Consider the following 17,543-nt stretch of genomic DNA (forward strand, 5'->3'; position numbering starts at 1 on the left):
GGCGAGGTCGCAGCCGGCCTGCTTGGCCAGCGCCCGCGCCCGCACCACGCCGCCGACGTCGGGCGAGACGACGACGAGGTCGTCGTAGCGCTTGGACTGCAGGTCGGACAGGAGCACGGGCGAGGCGTAGATGTTGTCGACGGGGATGTTGAAGAAGCCCTGGATCTGGTCGGCGTGCAGGTCCATGGTCAGCAGCCGCTCGACGCCGACGGCCTCGAGCATGTTGGCGACGACCTTGGCACTGATCGGCACCCGGGTCGAGCGCGGCCGCCGGTCCGGCCGCGCGTAGCCGAAGTACGGGTTCACCGCCGTCACCCGGCGCGCCGAGGCGCGCTTCAGGGCGTCGACCATGATGCAGAGCTCCATCAGGTTCTCGTTCGTGGGGGAGCAGGTCGACTGCACGACGAAGATGTCGCGCGCACGCACGTTCTGCTCGATCTCGACGTCGACCTCGCCGTCGGAGAAGCGTCCCACCTTGGCCTTGCCGAGGCCGATGCTCAACTGCGTCGCGATGTCCTGCGCGAGGGCCGGGTTGGCGTTTCCGGTGAACAGGACGGTGTTGAACAGCAAGACGACTCCAGGCTAGGCCACGTTGATCTGGCAGGGGAGGAAGGATTCGAACCTTCGCATGTCGGAATCAAAATCCGATGCCTTAACCAGCTTGGCGACTCCCCTACACCGGTCCGCGGCTCGTGCCGCGCACCTCAACTCATCCCTCGCGCCGTGCCCACTCGGCGAGCGGATGTCGCTCCAGCGAGCGGCACATCCTGCCCGACCAGCCTGCAGGCAGATCGATCGGCATCGCTGCCATCGGCGTCGAACCGTCGCCCGCCAGGTCGACGCGGGCGAAGACCGCGCTTCCCGAGCCCGTCATCCGGCTGTTGCCGAAGGCATCGTGAAGCAGGGCCGCCGCGCGCGAGATGTCGGGGCAGAGATCCTCGGCCGCGGCCTGCAGATCGTTGCGCCCGGCGCCCAGGGCGAGTTCCGGATCGTCCTCCGAAAGCCCCGCCGGCTTGCCCTGGGGCAAGCCGAAAGACGCTTCCGAAAAGCCCGCGATTCTAGCAGCCTCGACCGCTGCGACGACGCTCGGGCTGGCGAACACGGCGCGTGTCTCGAGGCCGGCGGCAGGCTTCAGCACGGCATACCAGGCGCCAGGCATGCGCACCGGCGAGAGCTGCTCGCCGACGCCGCGGGCCCGCGCGTTGGCTCCTGCCAGGAAAAAGGGCACGTCGGCACCGAGCGCCAGGCCGATCGGCAGCAGGCGCTCGAGCGACCAGTCGAGGCCCCAGAGCCGGTTCAGGGCAAGCATCGTCGAGGCGGCGTCGGAGCTGCCGCTGCCGAGCCCGGCGCCCCAAGGCACGAGCTTGTCGACGGAGATGTCGGCGCCCAGCGCGCATCCCGATGCCTGCTGCAGGGACCGCGCCGCGCGAAGGGAGAGGTCGTCGGCCGGCAGCGCAACACCCAGGTCGTGGCGGGCCAGGCGACCGTCGTTGCGGCGCTCGAAGTGCAGGATGTCGGCCCAGTCGATCAGGACCATCAGCGAGTCGAGCAGGTGCAAGCCGTCGGCACGGCGCCCGACAATGTGCAGGTGCAGGTTCAGCTTCGCGGGTGCCGGAACGTCGTGGATGAAGCGGATCCCCATCGCCCGCTCACAGGGCTTCGAGCTGGATGCGGACGCTCACCTGGGGCGGTGGCCGCTCGCGCAGCGCCGTGACGCGGCCGTCCGGCAGCCGGGCCAGGTCGACCGACCAGCCGAGTTGCTCGAACCCGGCGCTGCCACGCGCCGTGCTCGGCGCCTGCGGCGAGGGCCGGCCGCGCAGCCAGTCGAACCACGCCTCGACGGGCACGCTTTCCCCGAGCACCTCGCGGGTGAGGCCGTCGAGGTCGGCAAAGGCGCGCGTGCCTTGCGGTGTCGCGAGCGTCACCCCCGACGCGGACCAGCGTGCCTGGGCCAGGACGTTACCGAGCGGCGTCGACAGGCCTAGGACGCCGGCTCGCGAATCGCCGCGCAGGTCGAAGGCCGCGCTGAACGAACGCTCCGGCTCGCTGCCGCTCGCCTCGACCCGGATCGAGAGGCGACCCGAGATCGCCTCGTTGTCGCCGGCCGCCGGCAAGGGCGCCAGGCTGGCGCAACCGCCGGCCAGGAGCAAGGCGGCGAGGCATCCCGTCGACGTCCAGCGAAAGGCGCTGGGCGGCCGTGCCGGCCGCCCGACCCGACCCGACCCGGTCACAGGTCGACGCGCAGCCGCGCCAGGGTCTCGCGCAGGACGTCGTTCTGCGCGTCGCGGGACCGACCTTCGCGCCAGACCTTGCGCGCTTCCTCGCGCTGCCCGGAAGCCCAGAGCACCTCGCCGAGGTGGGCCGCGATCTCCGGGTCGGGGCGTGCCTGGTAGGCGCGGCGCAGGTGGCGCAGCGCTTCCTCGAGGTTGCCCAGGCGGTACTCGACCCAGCCCAGGCTGTCGGTGATGGACGGCTCGCCCGGGCTCAGATCGAGCGCCTTCTGGATCAGAGACCGTGCCTCGGGCAAGCGCAGGTTGCGATCGGCGAGCGAGTAGCCCAGCGCGTTGTAGGCATGCTGGTGATCGGGCTTCAACTCGATCACCCGGCGCAGCAGGCGCTCCATGTCGTCGAGGCGATCGATCTTCTCGTAAAGCATCGCCTCCTCGTAGAGAAGGTCGGTGTCGTTCGGGAAGCTGCGGCTCGCCTGGGCGAGCACCTGGCCGGCTTCGGCCCACATCTTCCGCTCGCGCAGGATCTCGGTCTCGGCCAGAAGCTTGGCTCGGGCGTCACCGGGTGATTGCTCCGGCGCCCGCCGGATAAGCTCGCGCGCTTCGCCGACCTTGCCCTGGCGCGCGAGGAGCGAAGCCCGCCGCGTCTGCACCTCCAGGGCCCGGCGCGGGTTGTCGATGCGTGCCAGCCAGCCCTCGGCGGCGGTGAAGTCCTGCTGCTGTTCTGCCGCCTGCGCCAGCAGCAGCCAGGCCTGGGTGAGGGCAGCGCTGGCGCTCGACGGGGTGTCGTCGTCGTCGTCGCCCGAGCCCGGCTGTGCGGTGGTCGGACCGAGGGTGACCGGCGCGCCGGCCTGGACCAGCCGCACATAGGTCTGCAGCGCGGCCGTCGCTTCCTTCGGGCGGCGCAGTTCGAGCTCGAGCGCACCGAGCGTGAGCCAGGGTGGCGCGAGGTCGGGGCTTGCCTGGGTCAGGATGGCGAGCTGCGCCGCCGCGTCGACGAGGCGCTGCGACGCCGCCAGCGTGCGCACGTAGAGCAGGCGGACGTTCGGGCTCGCCGGCCTTCCTGCCAGGTGCGTGGTGACCACGGCCTCGGCTGCCGGCGTGCCCGGGAGCATCTCGAGCGCGAGGAAGGCCGGGCCTTCCGCGGTCGGCTCGGCCGCGCTCGCGTTGCGGATCAGCTCGAGCGCCTTCGTCGTGTCGCCGGCCGCGAGCCAGCCGCGCCCGATGGCCGTCAGCGCCGCCGCCCGCGTCTCGCGCTTGTCGACGAACGGCCGCAGCACGCGTTCGCCCACCGTCGCCGCGGCGTTGCGGTCTGCGGAGCGCGCCAGGAAGCGCGGCACGGCCTCGATCATCGCCGGCAGCGCCGGAGCCGGCGTCTGCCGAAGCATGGCGACCAGCGGTTCCTCGGTGTCGGCGATGCGGTTCAGGGCCAGGTACAGCTGGACCTGGTAGCGCATGGCGTCCTGCGACTGCGGCACCGCTTCGCGCCATGCCGTCGCCGCGGCCAGCGCCTGGTCGCCGGCGCGCGCCTGGAGGGCGACGTCGGTCGCGCGCCGGAACAGCGCATCGTCGCGCGTGCGTCGAGCCGCCTCGAGGATCAGCTGGTAGGCGTTACCGGCCTGGCCCTGCCGCAACTCGATCTCGCCGAGCAGCAGCTGGTAGAAGAGCCGCGCGTCGAGCGGCGAGTTGCGAACCGGTGCCGACGCCGCTGCCGATGGGGCCGGAGCCTGGGCAAGACAGGCCGGCCCGAAGCCGGCTGCCGCCAGCGCGAGCAGGAGCGGCGCCACCCGTTGCAGGTTGGAAGGGAAGCGAAACGCCGGCATCGAAGGTACCTCGGGGGAAGGAATTCTAGTGTGACGCCCCTCGTCGAACCGCGGTGGCGCCCGGTGAAGACCGCTCGGGCAGGTTTGATGCGATCTGGCTCGTGATAATTCCACGCTCCCGCACGGATGCCGCGTCGACCTGGCCCGGCAACGTCGCGGCGGCCCCGCCCTCATGCCCGAACTGCCTGAAGTCGAAGTCACTCGCCTGGGCTTTTCCGAGCGCATCCGGGGCGCCCGGATCACCGGCGTGCGGCTCGGCAAGCCGCTGCGCTGGGGTCTCGGCTGCGAGCTGGAGAGCCTGGTCGCGCAGACGGTCGGCGAGGTGACCCGGCGCGGCAAGTACCTCTGGCTGGCGCTGGACCGGGGCGGCTTGCTGATGCACCTCGGCATGTCGGGCTCGCTCGCCTTCGGGCCGGCCGCCGAATCGCCGGGGCCGCACGATCACTTCGACCTCGTCACCGCCCGCGGCACGCTGCGTCTCACCGACCCGCGGCGGTTCGGCGCCGTGGTGTGGTCACCGTCGGCAGATACCGGCGCGGCCGCCCAGCTGCTCGGCCGCCTCGGCATCGAGCCGTTCGACAGCGGCTTCGACGGCGCTCACCTTCACGCGGCGCTGCGCCGCCGCCGGGTGGCCGTGAAGACGGCCCTGCTCGGCGGCGAGATCGTCGTCGGCGCAGGCAACATCTACGCCTGCGAGGCGCTGTTCGAGGCCGCGATCGACCCGCGCACGCGCAGCGACCGCATCAGCCGGCCACGGGCCGAGCGGCTCGCCCTGGCGGTCCGCTCGACGCTCGCCCGCGCTGTCGAGCTTGGAGGCTCCACGCTGCGCAACTTCCGCGACCCGCACGGCGCCGCGGGCGCCTTCCAGTCGCAGGCCGGCGTCTACGGCAGGGCAGGCGAGGCCTGCGTGCGCTGCGGCGCGAAAGTCAGGCGCATCGTCCAGGCCGGGCGAGCCACGTTCTTCTGCCCCGGCTGCCAGAAGCGATGAAGGTGTGCGCCCACGCCACGCCTGTGTGCGAAACGGCGCGCGGATGTGGCCGCGGAAGCTTTTCGACACCACTTCACGACCGGGGCCTGCGATACCATGATTCGAACGCCGCCCCGCTCGATGACACCTTCGTTCGCCACCAGCCTCGACGCCCTCGGCGGCTGGCGTGCCGCCCTCGGCGAGCGCCTCGATGATTTGTCGCGATTCCTCGCCGAGCACGACCTGGCCCACGGCGTTGCCGAAGACCAGCTCGCCGCCTTGCGCGAGCGGCTCGGCAACGAGAAGCTGGTCGTCGCCTTCGTCGCCGAGTTCTCACGCGGCAAGTCGGAGCTGATCAACGCCATCTTCTTTGCCGACACCGGCCGCCGCATCCTGCCGGCCACGCCCGGTAGAACGACCATGTGCCCGGTCGAGCTGGGCTGGCGCGGCGATGAGCCCGCCTCGCTCCTGCTCCTGCCGATCGAGACGCGGCTCGAGGGGCTCTCGCTCGGCGAGATGCGGACGCAGCCTCGCGCCTGGCGGCGCCTCGCGCTCGACGTCAAAGATGCCGACCAGCTCGCCCAGTCGCTGCTCGAGGTCACGCGCACCGAGTGGGTGACCCAGGACCGCGCCCGCGACCTCGGCTTCTGGGACGACGCCGCTCCGGAAGACAACCCGCCCCGCGACGAGTCCGGCCGGGTCGAAGTGCCGGCCTGGCGCCACGCCCTCATCAACTACCCGCATCCGCTTCTCAAGCAGGGCCTCGTCGTCCTCGACACCCCGGGGCTGAACGCGATCGGCGCCGAGCCGGAGCTAACCCTGAGCCTGCTGCCGACGGCGCACGCGACGGTGTTCATCCTCGGCGCCGACAGCGGCGTGACGAAGTCGGACATGGCGATCTGGCGCGACCACCTCGGGGCCCACGCACCGACGCGCTTCGTCGTCCTCAACAAGATCGACGCGCTCGCCGACCCGCTCGCCACGCAGGAGGAGGTGGAGGCGCAGATCGACCTGCAGCAACGCGACACCGCCCGCACGCTGGGCCTGGCGGTCGACCGCGTCTATCCGTTGTCGGCGCGGCAGGCGCTCGCCGCGCGCGTCGCCGGCGACGCTGCCGGGCTGATCGAGAGCCGCCTGCCTGCCCTCGAGGCGGCGCTCGGCGCGCAGCTGCTGCCGCAGCGTCGCCACGTGCTCGAGCAGGTGGTGGAGGAAGGCGCGCAGCAGATCGAGAGCTACGTCAACCGCTGCCTCGGCGACGCCCGTCGCCAGCTGGCGGAGCAGACGATGGAGCTGCGCGGGCTGCGCGGCAAGAACAACACCAAGGTCCGCCTCATGCTGAAGCGGGTCGATGCGGAGACGGCGGAGTTCGAGCAATGCACGACGCTGCTGCAGGCGATGCGCTCGGTGCACGCCCGCATGCTCAAGGAGATGCTGGTCGAGCTGTCGTCCGACCGCTTGCGCGACGAGGTCGGCGTCATGCAGGCATCGATGGGCGCGTCGATCCTTAACCTGGGTGCCAAGAAGGCGTTCCTCGCGCTCTGCGACCGGCTCCGGGCGCTGCTCGCGTCGGCGCAGCGCCGCAATGGCGAGATCCGCGAGATGCTCGGCGCTTCGTTCACGCGGCTCAACGCCGAGTTCGGGTTCAGCCTGTCGCTCGGCAAGCCGCTCGACTTCGACCGTTTCACGAGCGAGCTGCAGCTGATCGAGAGCAACTACGTCCAGTACCTCGGGCTGACGCTGGCGCTGCGCCTGGCCCAGCCGAAGTTCATGGAGCAGTTCCGGCGCATGCTGGTGTCCAAGCTGCGCGTGGTCTTCGAGAACGCGAGCAGCGAGCTCGAGCTCTGGAACAAGGCCGTCTCGGCGCAGGTCGACGCGCAGCTGCGCGAGCGACGCAAGGGCTTCAAGCGCCGCCGCGAGACCCTCGAGAAGATCCAGACCGCGGCCGGCGAGCTCGAGGCGCGCATCGCCGAGATCGAGGTGCAGGACGAGCGCCTGCAGCAGTTCCACGTGCGCGTCGCCGAGCTCGCCGAGGCTCTGCGCGAGCATGCGTTCGCAGCGCCCATGGCCACCGATGCATCGATGGTCCGGGTCGACCTGCCCCTCTTCGAGGACGCCGTTCCGGTCGAAGCGGAGATGCAGCGTCGGGCTTGAAGCCGCGGTGCGGGTCCGTTCGCCGTCGAGTCGCAGGTCGCGACTGCCTGCGGACTTCGCAGCGCGCGTCGTCGCCTGGCAGGCGGTGCACGGCCGGCATTCGCTTCCCTGGCAGGGCACGCGCGACCCGTACCGCGTCTGGCTCTCCGAGATCATGCTGCAGCAGACCCAGGTGGCGACGGTGCTCGGCTACTACGACCGCTTCCTGGCCCGCTTTCCGGACGTGGCGGCCCTCGCCGCCGCGCCACAGGCCGACGTGCTCGCCGCCTGGAGCGGGCTCGGCTACTACGGGCGCGCCCGCAACCTGCATCGCTGCGCTCAGGTCGTGGCAAGCGAGCATGGCGGCGAGTTCCCGCCCGGCAGCGCCGCCCTGGCTGCGCTGCCGGGCATCGGCCGGTCGACCGCCGCGGCCATTGCCGCCTTCTGCTTCGGCGAGCGCGTGGCCATCCTCGACGGCAACGTCAAGCGCGTCCTCGCCCGCGTGCTCGCGTTCGAGGCCGACCTGGCAGAGGCTAAATCGGAGCGCGATTTGTGGGACGCGGCCACGGCGCTGCTTCCGGAGCGCGAGGTCGACCGCTACACGCAAGGCCTGATGGATCTCGGCGCCACGGTCTGCCTGGCCCGGGCGCCGCTGTGCCTTGTCTGCCCGGCGCGCGAGGTGTGCGCGGCGGCCGCGACGGCCACGCAGGAGCGGTTTCCGGTGAAGTCGAAGCGGCTCGTTCGCAAGCAGCGCGACACGGTCTGGCTCGAGCTGCGCAGGCGCGACCGCGTGTGGCTGCTGCAGCGACCGCAGGAGGGAGTCTGGGCCGGCCTGTGGAGCCTGCCCGAATTCGATTCGATGCAAGCCCTGGCCGATGCGGCTGGCGCGTGGCCCGGCCGGCCGGAGCCGCTGCCGCCTTTCACCCACGTGCTGACGCACCTCGACTGGACCCTGCGGCCGGTGCGCTGGGCCCTCCCGGCAAGGACGTCCTCGGCCCGCGTCGATTCGATCGTGGCGGCCTGGCCGGAAGGGCGCTGGTTCTCGGCCGACGAAGCGCTGGCGCTGGGTCTGCCCGCGCCGCTGCGCAAACGCCTGGCCGCCGCCGCTTGATCCTCAGTGCGCGGGGGAGCCGCTGTTCAGGAAAGCGTCGACGACGTCGAGGCGCTCGACGGGACCTGCGAAGGCCATGAGGTGCACCTTGGCCTCCAGCGGCATCGGCAGGATCTCGCACCAGCGGTCGGCGACCCAGCCGGCGCTGTCGAAGCGGTGCGGCTTCAGGAACGGATCGGCACCTTGCCCGGCGAGCGTCGCGATCGCCTGGACCAGCCCCTGCACCACGCCATCGAGCGCCGGGCCGGGGGCGACCGTCTCGTCGTCCGCGAGCTCGCTCGCCCGCCCGACCCAGAGGCCCTCGGCCCGCTGCTGGGAGGACTCGAGGACGAAGCGCCTCGTTCCCCGCGCCCGCACATGCAGGATGCCGGCCTGGGCACTGTCGACCTCCATCAGCTCGGCCAGCGTGCCCGCCGCATGCAGCGCCACGGGTTCGGCGGACACCTGCGATTCGCCGCCGCTTTTCAGGGCGACCACCCCGAACGGCCGCTGCTCGCGCATGCACCGGGACATCAGGTCGAGGTAACGGGCCTCGAAGATCTTCAGCTCGAGCAACCCCGCCGGGAACAGCACGGTGCGCAGCGGGAAGAGCGGCAGCTCCTCGTGCAAGACGAGGTTCATGACGTCAGGTCGAGCTCGCGATGGCGGATCACGGTGGCCGTGATCGCCGCGAAACGGCTGGCCATCACCTCGGCCAGCCACACGGACCGGTGCTGCCCGCCGGTGCAGCCGATCGCCACCGTGAGGTAGGCGCGCTGGTCGGCTTCGAAGGCGGGCAGCCAGCGGCGCAGGAAGGCCTCGATCTGGTTCAGCATCTCCATGGCCTCGGGCTGCGCCGTCAGGTAGGCGGCAACGCTCGGGTCGCGACCCGTGAGCGGCCGCAGCTCGCGGACGTAGTGCGGATTGGGCAGGACCCGCACGTCGAACACGTAGTCGGCGTCGAGCGGAACGCCGTTGCGGAAGGCGAAGCTTTCGAACACCAGGGTGAGACGGCTGTTCGCAGCACCCACCAGGTCGCGCATCCACGACCGCAGCTGGGTCGGCCGGAGCAGGCTGGTGTCGATCACCGTCGAGACCTCGCGCAGCTCGGCCAGCAGCTCGCGCTCGAACTCGATCGCATCGACGAGCGCGCCGCGATCGGCGAGCGGATGGGCTCGGCGCGTCTCGGAAAAGCGCCGCACCAGGGCCGGCGTCGTCGCATCGAGGAAGACGGCCTGGATCGAAAGGCCTTCGGTCCTCAGCTGGTTCAGCATCGGCAGGAGATGCGGCAGCGAGCCGGCACTGCGCACGTCGACCGCCACCGCGATGCGGCGGTCCTGGCGTTCCTGCTCGAGGCGGATGAATTCGGGCAGCAACTCGGGCGGCAGGTTGTCGACGCAGAAGAAGCCCGCGTCCTCGAGCGCATGCAGAGCGACCGACTTGCCTGAGCCGGAGATGCCGGTCACGAGAACGATCTCGGGACCACTCACTTCGTGACCCTTCGCGCAGGGGGGCGCGCGGGCGCCGGCCGGTCGGCGGCGCCGGATGCGAGCATCTCCTGAGCGTGGGCGAGGCTCGTCGAGGAGAGCTTCTCGCCGCCGAGCATGCGCGCGACCTCGGCGACGCGGGCCTCGCCCGCGACGGCGGTCACCGTGCTGCGGACGTGATCGCTGCCGGCGAGCTTGGCGACCACGAAGTGACGGTCGGCGCAGGCGGCGACCTGCGGCAGGTGCGTCACCGCAAGCACCTGCCGGTCGCGGCCGAGCTGCTTCATCAGGCGGCCGACGGTCTCCGCGACGGCACCCCCGATGCCGGCGTCGACCTCGTCGAAGATGAGCGTCGACGGGGTCTCCTCGCGCGCATCGAGCTCGCTCGTCACGACCGCCACCGAAAGTGCGATCCGGGACAGCTCGCCGCCCGAGGCGACCTTGCCGAGCGGGCGGGGCGTGCTCCCGGCGTGGCCGGCGACGAGGAACTCCGCGGCCTCGAGACCGAAAGACTGCGGCCCGTCGGTGGCGGAGAGCGAGATCTCGAAGCGACCGCCCTGCATGCCTAGCTGCTGCATGGACCGCGTCACCGCGGCCGCCAGCTTCGGCGCGGCGGCCTTTCGCGCGGCAGAGACGCGCCGGGCTTCGGCGTCATAGGCAATGCCGGCGGCATCGCTCGCGCGTTGCAGCGCCTCGAGATCGGCGGCCGCGTCGAGCGCCTTCAGCTCGGCCTTCCATTGCGCGAGCAAGGCCGACAGTTCCGCCGGCGGGCGACGATGCCGGCGGGCCAGCCCGACCCAGGCCGAGAGCCGCTCGTCGAGCGCCCGCAGGCGCTCCGGATCGAGCTCCGTTCGTGCCAGGTAGCTTCCGAGCGTGTGCGCCGCGTCCTGCAGCTGCGCCTGGGCGCCGCGCAGCGACTCGATCGGCCCTTCGAGCCGCGGGTCGAACTCGGCGACGTTCTCGAGCGCGTCGATGGCGCGGCCCGCGAGCGTGTCGGCGTTCGCGTCGGCCTCGGCCACCGCATCGAGCGCCGTGCGCGCCGCGTCGAGCAGCGACTGCGCGTGGGCCAGGCGGGTGTGCTCGGCATCGAGCTCGCCCCACTCGTCGGAGCCGGGCGCCAGGCGGTCGACCTCGCCGATCTGCCAGGCAAGGCGCTCCCGCTCGCGCTCGAGGCTGCCTTGCTGGTCCCGCGCTGCGGCCAGTGCCTGGGCGGCCTCGCGCAAGGCCGCCCAGTGCGTGGCCAGAGGTCCGGTGTCGAGGCGCGCGTAGGCGTCTAGGATGGTGCGCACCGAGGCCGGTCGCGTCAGGCTTTGCCATGCGTGCTGGCCGTGGATGTCGAGGAGGCGCTCGCCCGCCTCGCGCAGCTGCGCGACGGTGGCGCTGCCGCCGTTGATCCAGGCCCGGCTCTTCCCCTGCGCGTCGATGCTGCGCCGGACGAGGAGGCGCCCCGCGTCACCGGTGTCGGGCTCGAAGCCGGCCTCCGCCAGCCAGGCGGCGAAGCCGGGCGGGGTGTCGAATTCGGCGCCGATCTCCGCCCGCGCCGTGCCCTCGCGGACGACGCCGGCATCGCCGCGCCCGCCGAGGGCCAGCTGAAGCGCGTCGACGAGGATCGACTTGCCCGCGCCGGTCTCGCCCGTGAGCACGGTCAGGCCGGAGCCGAACTCGATTTCGAGCTGGTCGACGATGACGAAGTCGCGGAGGGCCAGGCGCTGCAGCATGGGGTAGCGCTCAAGCCGTGCCGGCGGCCCAGTGCAGCTTGCCGCGCAGCGTCGCGTAGTAGCTCCAGCCGCGTGGATGGAGGAAGCGCACGCGATGCGGCGACCGCCGCACGCTGATGCGGTCGCCGTGCACCAGGCTGGTCAGCGACTGCATGTCGAAGTTCACGCTGGCGTCGCGCCCGGCGACGATCTCGATGCAGATTTCGCCGGCATCCGGCACCACGATCGGCCGGTTCGACAGGTCGTGCGGTGCGATGGGCACCAGCACCCAGCCGGCGATGCCCGGGTGCAGGATCGGCCCGCCTGCCGAGAGCGCGTAGGCGGTGGAGCCCGTCGGCGAACCGACGATGAGGCCGTCGGCGCGCAGGTTGGCGACGAAGTCGCCGTCGATGGCGATGCGCAGCTCGACCATCCCGGCCGTGGCACCGCGGCTGACGATGACGTCGTTCAGTGCGAAGCTTTCGAATATCGTTGCGCCGTCGCGCCGGACGCCGCCTTCGAGCATCGCGCGTTGCTCTTCCTCGTACTCGCCGGCGAGGATCGGCGGCAGGGCCTGCTCGAACTCGTCGAGGGCGATGTCGGTGATGAAGCCGAGGCGCCCCTGGTTGATGCCGACGAGGGGGGTGCCGTGCCTGGCCAGCTGGCGGGCGATGCCGAGCATGGTGCCGTCGCCGCCGAGAACGACCGCGATGTCGCAGTTCTCGCCGAGGCTTTTCGCGTCCAGGCGCGGGTGAGCGACGATGCCGGTGTTGACGGCCGTCTCTTCCTCGATCGAGACGGCGAGCCCCTGGCCGACGAGGAAGGCTGCAACCCTTTCCAGTTCTTTCCGAATGCCCCCGGCGTTGAACTTGCCGACGATCGCAGCGTGCCGGAAGCGGGTCGCCATTCGCGGGATTACACCACAGCGACCTCTTTGCACGCAGGCGAAAATCCGTGTCGACTCCCTGCGACGACGATGCTCGACGAGCGCGCCAAGACCCTCCTCAAGACACTGGTTGAACGCTACATCGCAGACGGCCAGCCGGTCGGCTCCCGCACGCTCTCGCGCGCAAGTGGGCTCGAGCTGTCGCCGGCCACGATCCGCAACGTCATGGCCGACCTCGAGGAACTGGGGCTGATCACGAGCCCGCACACGAGTGCGGGGCGGATCCCGACGCCGAAGGGCTACCGCCTCTTCGTCGATGCGATGCTCACGGCGCAGCCCCAGACGCTGTCGGCCGCCTCCGGCGAGCCGCCGATCGAGGCGCAGCTGCAGCCCGACCAGCCGCAGCGCGTGATCGCCAATGCAGCCCAGCTGCTCTCGAGCCTCTCGAGCTTCGTCGGTGTGATCACGGCGCCGAAGAAGGCAAGCGTCGTCCACCACATCGAGTTCATGCGCCTGTCCGAGCGGCGCGTCCTCGTGATCCTCGTCGCGCCCGACGGCGACGTGCAGAACCGCGTCATCTTCACTGCCCAGGACTACACCTCGTCGCAGCTCCTCGAGGCCAGCAACTACCTCACCGCGCATTACAGCGGCCTCACGCTCGACGAAGTGCGGGGGCGCCTGAAGACCGAAGTCGACGTGCTGCGCGGCGAGATCTCGGCGCTGATGCAGGCGGCCGTGCAGGCCGGCAGTGAGGCCATGGCCGAGCGCCATGAGCAGGTGGTCATCGCCGGCGAGCGAAACCTCCTCGCCGTGCAGGACCTGTCGAGCGATCTCGGCAGCCTGCGCAAGCTGTTCGATCTTTTCGAGCACAAGACCCAGCTGATCCGCCTGCTCGAGGTCTCGAGCCGCGCAGAAGGGGTTCGCATCTCCATCGGTGGCGAGAGCATGGTCGTGCCCTACGAGGAGCTCTCCAACGTGTCGGCGCCGTACGAGGTCGACGGCCGGGTCGTCGGCACTCTCGGCGTGATCGGCCCGACGCGCATGGCCTACAACCGCATGATCCAGATCGTCGACATCACCTCGCGGCTGGTGAGCAACGCGCTGAGCACCAAGTAGGCTGCGTTCGCGCCCATGCGAAGATTCCGAGGCGGGCCGTTAGCTCAGTCGGTTAGAGCAGAGGACTCATAATCCTTTGGTCGTTGGTTCGATCCCAACACGGCCTACCAGACCGCCGCCGTCGGCCGCGCCGCCCCCGCGCGGCACCAGTTCCCGGATGGCCTTCGCCAGCACATCGACCGGGCGTTGCAGGGCCATCGCTGCGGCGAGCGACGCGGCCCGCTGGCGTACGCCGGGATCCGCAAGTAGGCGGCCTGCGAGAGCCGCCACGGCAGCCGCGCTGCTGCGCTCCGGACGCAGCCACGTGCCCACGCCCGCCGCCTCCAGGTAGCTGCTGTTGAGGAACTGGTCCAGGTTGCCCGGCAGGGCCAGGACCGGAACCCCATGCATCAGTGCCTGGTGGCTGGTCGGGCTGCCGCCGTTGCAGACGACGAGCCGACTGTGCGCCGCGACCGTGTTGCCGGGCAGGTAATCGGCGACGCGGACGTTGCTCGGCATCGAGGTCGGCACCGGACCGCCGGCCGTCGCGACCACCACCGGCAGGCCGAGGCCGCTCAGGCCGGCGACGACCTGCGGCAGCCGATCCGCGCTGCCCGAGCTGCCCAAGGTGACGTACACGACTCCTTTCGAGACATCGAGATCGCGCCACCACGTCGGCAAGGGAAGACTGGGCGACCAGGCCACGGCGCCGAGGTGACGGTGCGTCGACGGCGCATCGTGCAAGGGTACGAGCTGCGGCGGATCCGCATAGAGCGTCACGTCGCCGTCCGTGTAGTGGCGAAGCAGGTTCCCGCCCAGGCTCGCGATCCCGTGCGAACGCCGGCTCGATTCCATACCCTTAGCGTGAAGCCTGAACGCGAGCGGGCGAACGGTCCGGAAGACGACATCGCCGATCGACGCGGTAACGAATCGGGTCCATGGCAGGGCGGGGACATGCCACCGCGGACGTGCGTACGGGCTCCAGTAGGCGTTGCTGACACTGATGTAGGGAACGCCGGCGAGGCGCGCGCTGATCGAGAGCGAAAGCCGGAAGTCGCCGACCACGACGGCTGGCGCGACCCTGCGAAGCAGCGCCAGGTCGTCCTCCACGTAGGCATCGAAGGTAGCGCGATCGTAGAGCGGGGATCCCTCGGCGAGTGCACCGAGGAATCGCTCGCTCGTGATCGACGTGATGCGCTCCGTCTGCCATTCGTCCGTGGGGCAGACGCGCTCGAACCGTGCCGCCGCGGCGATCACCGGCGTCCAGCCGAGACCGGCGATGCCGCGCGCGAGCGTCACCGGCCGCGCGAGGTGCGCCAGGGTGACCGCTTCCGAGACGAAGAGAACGCGACCCGAGGCGCCGGATGGCGGATCGGGTCGCGGCGGATCCCTCAGCTGCGCAGCTGGCACGAGGGCGTGTGCTTCGCCGGCTGCACCCCGGTCAATGCGCGCGCAGGCGCCGGATGATCTCGTCGGCCTCGTTGCGCGCGAAGAAGAACGGATAGAACGACCGCTCCTTCGCCTGCGCACGCAGGCCGCCGAGCCGCGCAATCTCGCCGGCGCAGTGGCCGAGGTCGAGGCGCATCAGGACCGCGGGCGCGTTCACTTCCGGATCGAGGCGCTCGTCGGCGGCCCGGGTGAAGCCGAGCATCCTCTCGTAGAAGCGCACGTGCCTCGGATTGACCTCGATCAGGACATCGGTGCAGGCATGCAGCTCGATGACGTAGATGCAGGCTACGTGGAAGATCGCGCCGAGCACGGTGTGCGACCGCACGGAGTCGTCGACGGCGAGCTTCGTGAACTCGCACAGCTTGCGACCCTGCGCCCGCAGGGCATTCACTTGCTCGGGATAGAGCCGACCGACGTAGAGGCCCTCGTCGGCGTCGACGCTCGCGGTTAGGGTCGCGATCGTCGTCTCGTCCGTGCAGGCAGACAGGGTGACGCGGTCCGCGCCCCCGTGCTGCTGCAGGGGCGGCACCGAGTATCCCCGCCAGGCATACCGCCGCTGCAGGAGCGAGCTCGCTCGTCCTCGCCGAAGCGGATCGCTCACGACCGCAATGTGAAATTCGTTGTTGAATTCGTCTGCCGTCCCGGCGACGTGCTGAGGTTCGAGGCTGTACTGGGAATCGAAGGAGTCTGGGGAGGAATCCGAGGGCATCCTGCCTCGGGCAAACAAGTGAGTGCGGGCCGGGGCCGCCGCGTTCGTCTCTGACACTAATTGTTCCTGTGATCTGCCAAAAACCGGCAGTAGTCGTAACAATGGGTTTCGGGGCGCCGAGCTTAGGCTGGGTCGCTTGCCGCCTCCCGCGAGGTAGCTCTGTGTTGCAGCGCCCGGGCTCCGGTTGCATTTCGAAACATCAGTCCCGGGATCGCATGGGGGCATCGCATGATCCAAGCCAGGTCTGTGCGGACGCGGCCTCACCCTTCGCCACCTGCCTTTCCCTTTCCCCCTTGACCACCTGCCCGTCGCCGGGCCATCGCACTTCATGTTTTCCTATCCCGAGGCATTTTGCCGAAACGTCGGTTGGGTGACGGAGGCCGAGCAGCAGGCACTCCGCGGCAAGCGCATCGCCATCGCGGGGCTGGGTGGCGTCGGCGGGGCCCACCTTCTGACCCTGACCCGTCTGGGCGTGGGCAATTTCAACCTGGCGGATTTCGACCGGTTCGAGCTGCACAACTTCAATCGCCAGGTAGGCGCCACGCTGCACTCGATCGGACGAGCCAAGGTCGAGGTGATGGCCGAGATGGCCTCGGCGATCAATCCTGAGCTCGATATCCGCAGCTTCGCCGACGGTGTCAACGCCGGCAATGTCGACCGCTTCCTCGATGGAGTCGACCTCTACGTCGACGGTCTGGACTTTTTCGTCTTCGACGAGCGCCAGCGGATCTTCGCGCTGTGCGCGGAGCGCGGCATTCCGGCCATCACGGCCGCCCCGCTCGGCATGGGCGCCGCGCTCCTGGTCTTTCTGCCAGACCGCATGAGCTTCGACCAGTATTTTCGGATGGGCAGCGGCTCCGCCGGCGAGAAGGCGGCTCGCTTCCTGGTCGGACTGTCGCCGTCGATGCTGCAGATGGGCTACCTCGTCGATCCGAGCCGCCTCGACCTCGCTGCGCGTACCGGCCCGTCCACCCCGATGGCCTGCGACCTGTGCGCGGGAATCGCCGCCACCGAAGCGCTCAAGGTGCTGCTCGGGCGGGGCCGCATTTTCGCCGCGCCCTGGGGCGTTCATTTCGACGCCTACAAGAACCGGCTGCGGAGAACGTGGCGGCCGGGTGGCAATTCGCACCCGCTGCAGCGGGTGCTGATCGCGCTGACCCGGCGTCGCTTCGCCGCAGTACGGGAGAGTGAGCCCTCACAATGAGACACGAATTGTCCACATCGGGAGAGGAGCAGGTCTCGACGTTGCGCGGCACCGCCTGGGAAATCCTCGATCTCGCCCGCTGGGCCCCGAGCGGCGACAACACCCAGCCTTGGCGGTTCGAGGTCCGCTCGGACGACCACGTGGTCGTGCACGCCTTCGACACCCGCCGGCACTGCGTCTACGACATCGACGGCCGGGCGAGCCAAGTCTCCGTCGGCGCGCTGCTCGAGACGCTGCGCATTGCCGCAACGGTCCATGGGCGCGCCGCCGAGGTGGTGCGACGGCGCGAATGCGACGACGAGGTCCCCGTGTTCGATGTGCGGCTGGTCGCCACCCCGGGCATCGCACCCGACCCCCTGCACACGTCGATCCGCCGGCGCAGCGTACAGCGGCGGCCGCTCGAGACGCGCCGGCTCAATCCCGCCGAGAAGAACGCTCTCGCGCGGGCAGTGGGCCCGGGGCACTCGGTGCTGTGGTTCGAGGGCTTGCGGCAGCGCTGGCGCATGGCGTGGCTGGCCGCGCGCAGCGCCAAGATCCGGCTGACGATTCCCGAGGCCTACGCGGTGCACCGCGACGTCATCGCCTGGGACCGCCGGTTCAGCGACGACCGGATTCCCGACCAGGCGCTCGGCGCGAGCCCCATGTCGGTCCGTTCGATGCGCTGGGCCATGGCCAGCTGGAAGCGCGTGCGGTTCATGAACCGGTACGCGGCGGGCACCTGGACGCCTCGCCTCGAGCTCGACCTGCTCCCCGGGCTTCGCTGTGCGGCGCACTTCGC

At 70.6% G+C, this 17,543-nt stretch carries 16 protein-coding genes and 2 tRNA genes; 7 read left to right on the forward strand and 11 right to left on the reverse strand.

What is annotated here, in order from left to right; translation table 11 throughout:
* From AC30N0_RS16545 to AC30N0_RS16565, 5 genes are all read right to left on the reverse strand, one after another.
* Positions 1-570, reverse strand: a 570-nt coding sequence (locus tag AC30N0_RS16545) for a ribose-phosphate diphosphokinase (protein WP_489518996.1), incomplete at its 3' end; no start/stop codon positions are given.
* Positions 571-598: 28 nt separating this feature from the next.
* Positions 599-675: transfer RNA gene (locus AC30N0_RS16550), tRNA-Gln, on the reverse strand.
* Between the two features lie 34 nt (positions 676-709).
* Complete coding sequence (gene ispE / locus AC30N0_RS16555) at positions 710-1,642, reverse strand: 4-(cytidine 5'-diphospho)-2-C-methyl-D-erythritol kinase (RefSeq protein WP_489518997.1); 933 nt, start codon at positions 1,640-1,642, stop codon at positions 710-712.
* A 7-nt stretch (positions 1,643-1,649) separates the two neighbouring features.
* Positions 1,650-2,150 (reverse strand): outer membrane lipoprotein LolB, encoded by a 501-nt coding sequence (locus AC30N0_RS16560; RefSeq protein ID WP_489518998.1) that lies wholly within the window; start codon positions 2,148-2,150, stop codon positions 1,650-1,652.
* Between the two features lie 77 nt (positions 2,151-2,227).
* Positions 2,228-4,051 carry a tetratricopeptide repeat protein gene (locus AC30N0_RS16565; protein WP_489518999.1) on the reverse strand — a complete coding sequence of 608 codons (1,824 nt, stop codon included), beginning with the start codon at positions 4,049-4,051 and terminating at the stop codon, positions 2,228-2,230.
* Between the two features lie 172 nt (positions 4,052-4,223).
* On the opposite strand from AC30N0_RS16565, the gene mutM reads away from it, so the two are divergent.
* From mutM to mutY, 3 genes are all read left to right on the forward strand, one after another.
* Positions 4,224-5,039: a bifunctional DNA-formamidopyrimidine glycosylase/DNA-(apurinic or apyrimidinic site) lyase gene (gene mutM / locus AC30N0_RS16570; RefSeq protein ID WP_489519000.1), complete on the forward strand. Its 816-nt coding sequence runs from the start codon at positions 4,224-4,226 to the stop codon at positions 5,037-5,039.
* A gap of 120 nt (positions 5,040-5,159) precedes the next feature.
* A complete protein-coding gene (locus tag AC30N0_RS16575) occupies positions 5,160-7,169 on the forward strand; it encodes a dynamin family protein (RefSeq protein WP_489519001.1) in 2,010 nt (669 codons plus the stop codon).
* Between the two features lie 7 nt (positions 7,170-7,176).
* Positions 7,177-8,259 carry an A/G-specific adenine glycosylase gene (gene mutY, locus AC30N0_RS16580; RefSeq protein WP_489519002.1) on the forward strand — a complete coding sequence of 361 codons (1,083 nt, stop codon included), beginning with the start codon at positions 7,177-7,179 and terminating at the stop codon, positions 8,257-8,259.
* Between the two features lie 3 nt (positions 8,260-8,262).
* Here mutY and AC30N0_RS16585 read toward each other — a convergent pair whose 3' ends face one another.
* Genes AC30N0_RS16585 through AC30N0_RS16600 form a run of 4 tightly spaced genes read right to left on the reverse strand, consistent with a single transcriptional unit; the run spans position 8,263 to position 12,329 of the window.
* The gene (locus tag AC30N0_RS16585; protein WP_489519003.1) at positions 8,263-8,880 is read right to left on the reverse strand and encodes an LON peptidase substrate-binding domain-containing protein; all 618 of its coding nucleotides are present in this window, start codon (positions 8,878-8,880) and stop codon (positions 8,263-8,265) included.
* Positions 8,877-9,728, reverse strand: a complete 852-nt coding sequence (gene rapZ, locus AC30N0_RS16590) for an RNase adapter RapZ (RefSeq protein ID WP_489519004.1) — start codon at positions 9,726-9,728, stop codon at positions 8,877-8,879. The genes AC30N0_RS16585 and rapZ overlap by 4 nt, the downstream gene beginning before the upstream one ends.
* Positions 9,725-11,443 carry a DNA repair protein RecN gene (gene recN / locus AC30N0_RS16595; protein WP_489519005.1) on the reverse strand — a complete coding sequence of 573 codons (1,719 nt, stop codon included), beginning with the start codon at positions 11,441-11,443 and terminating at the stop codon, positions 9,725-9,727. The genes rapZ and recN overlap by 4 nt, the downstream gene beginning before the upstream one ends.
* Before the next feature lie 10 nt (positions 11,444-11,453).
* A complete protein-coding gene (locus AC30N0_RS16600; RefSeq protein ID WP_489519006.1) occupies positions 11,454-12,329 on the reverse strand; it encodes an NAD kinase in 876 nt (291 codons plus the stop codon).
* Between the two features lie 69 nt (positions 12,330-12,398).
* Here AC30N0_RS16600 and hrcA point away from each other — a divergent pair, with 69 nt between their 5' ends.
* Positions 12,399-13,424 carry a heat-inducible transcriptional repressor HrcA gene (gene hrcA, locus AC30N0_RS16605; protein WP_489519007.1) on the forward strand — a complete coding sequence of 342 codons (1,026 nt, stop codon included), beginning with the start codon at positions 12,399-12,401 and terminating at the stop codon, positions 13,422-13,424.
* Positions 13,425-13,457: 33 nt separating this feature from the next.
* Positions 13,458-13,534 (forward strand) — tRNA-Ile (locus AC30N0_RS16610).
* Here AC30N0_RS16610 and AC30N0_RS16615 read toward each other — a convergent pair.
* Together AC30N0_RS16615 and AC30N0_RS16620 are read right to left on the reverse strand one after the other, a co-directional pair.
* Positions 13,491-14,258, reverse strand: coding sequence for a glycosyltransferase (locus AC30N0_RS16615; protein WP_489519011.1), 768 nt, complete (start codon positions 14,256-14,258; stop codon positions 13,491-13,493). The genes AC30N0_RS16610 and AC30N0_RS16615 overlap by 44 nt on opposite strands.
* Positions 14,259-14,844: 586 nt before the next feature.
* Positions 14,845-15,891, reverse strand: coding sequence for an N-acyl amino acid synthase FeeM domain-containing protein (locus AC30N0_RS16620; RefSeq protein ID WP_489519008.1), 1,047 nt, complete (start codon positions 15,889-15,891; stop codon positions 14,845-14,847).
* On the opposite strand from AC30N0_RS16620, the gene AC30N0_RS16625 reads away from it, so the two are divergent.
* On the forward strand, positions 15,890-16,765 hold the full coding sequence (locus AC30N0_RS16625; protein ID WP_489519009.1) for a ThiF family adenylyltransferase: 876 nt from the start codon (positions 15,890-15,892) through the stop codon (positions 16,763-16,765). The genes AC30N0_RS16620 and AC30N0_RS16625 overlap by 2 nt on opposite strands.
* An 8-nt stretch (positions 16,766-16,773) precedes the next feature.
* A partial coding sequence (locus AC30N0_RS16630) for a nitroreductase family protein (protein ID WP_489519010.1) occupies positions 16,774-17,543 on the forward strand: 770 nt, incomplete at its 3' end.

Source organism: Rhizobacter sp. (assembly GCF_031412495.1).
Lineage (GTDB): Bacteria > Pseudomonadota > Gammaproteobacteria > Burkholderiales > Burkholderiaceae_C > Schlegelella_A.

Excerpts from the sequence above, each read along its gene's own strand:
- AC30N0_RS16575 (WP_489519001.1), top strand. The coding sequence starts at position 5,160 with ATGACACCTTCGTTCGCCACCAGCCTCGACGCCCTCGGCGGCTGGCGT.
- AC30N0_RS16620 (WP_489519008.1), bottom strand. The coding sequence starts at position 15,891 with ATGAAGTGCGATGGCCCGGCGACGGGCAGGTGGTCAAGGGGGAAAGGG.
- recN (WP_489519005.1), bottom strand. The coding sequence starts at position 11,443 with ATGCTGCAGCGCCTGGCCCTCCGCGACTTCGTCATCGTCGACCAGCTC.
- AC30N0_RS16625 (WP_489519009.1), top strand. The coding sequence starts at position 15,890 with ATGTTTTCCTATCCCGAGGCATTTTGCCGAAACGTCGGTTGGGTGACG.
- AC30N0_RS16565 (WP_489518999.1), bottom strand. The coding sequence starts at position 4,051 with ATGCCGGCGTTTCGCTTCCCTTCCAACCTGCAACGGGTGGCGCCGCTC.
- mutM (WP_489519000.1), top strand. The coding sequence starts at position 4,224 with ATGCCCGAACTGCCTGAAGTCGAAGTCACTCGCCTGGGCTTTTCCGAG.
- ispE (WP_489518997.1), bottom strand. The coding sequence starts at position 1,642 with ATGGGGATCCGCTTCATCCACGACGTTCCGGCACCCGCGAAGCTGAAC.
- AC30N0_RS16600 (WP_489519006.1), bottom strand. The coding sequence starts at position 12,329 with ATGGCGACCCGCTTCCGGCACGCTGCGATCGTCGGCAAGTTCAACGCC.
- AC30N0_RS16585 (WP_489519003.1), bottom strand. The coding sequence starts at position 8,880 with ATGAACCTCGTCTTGCACGAGGAGCTGCCGCTCTTCCCGCTGCGCACC.
- AC30N0_RS16615 (WP_489519011.1), bottom strand. The coding sequence starts at position 14,258 with ATGGAATCGAGCCGGCGTTCGCACGGGATCGCGAGCCTGGGCGGGAAC.
- hrcA (WP_489519007.1), top strand. The coding sequence starts at position 12,399 with ATGCTCGACGAGCGCGCCAAGACCCTCCTCAAGACACTGGTTGAACGC.